Here is a 327-nt window from a genome sequence, read left to right as displayed (position 1 = left end):
GAACTGAAACATCTAAGTACCTAGAGGAAGAGAAAGAAAAATCGATTTTCTTAGTAGCGGCGAGCGAAAAGGAAAGAGGCCAAACCGGAGATTTATCTCCGGGGTTGCGGACAGAACATTAACTTAGAAGGCTATCGTAGCCGAAGATAACTGGAAAGTTATGCCGTAGAGTGTAATAGCCACGTAGGCGAAACGAGAAGATCTAAAGTTCTGATCCAGAGTACCACGAGACACGTGAAACCTTGTGGGAAGCAGGGAGGACCACCTCCCAAGCCTAAATACTACCTGATGACCGATAGTGAAGCAGTACCGTGAGGGAAAGGTGAA

The 327-nt window shown here is 46.5% G+C and carries 1 rRNA gene; it reads left to right on the top strand.

Annotation, left to right across the window (positions count from 1 at the left end):
- Positions 1–327, top strand: a 23S ribosomal RNA gene (locus INR60_RS17205); the annotation flags it as partial.

It is taken from the genome of Clostridium chrysemydis (assembly GCF_015234215.1).
Lineage (GTDB): Bacteria > Bacillota > Clostridia > Clostridiales > Clostridiaceae > Clostridium > Clostridium chrysemydis.
The sequence above is the reverse complement of the archived record's forward strand: the minus strand, read 5'-3'. Positions and strand labels throughout refer to the sequence as shown.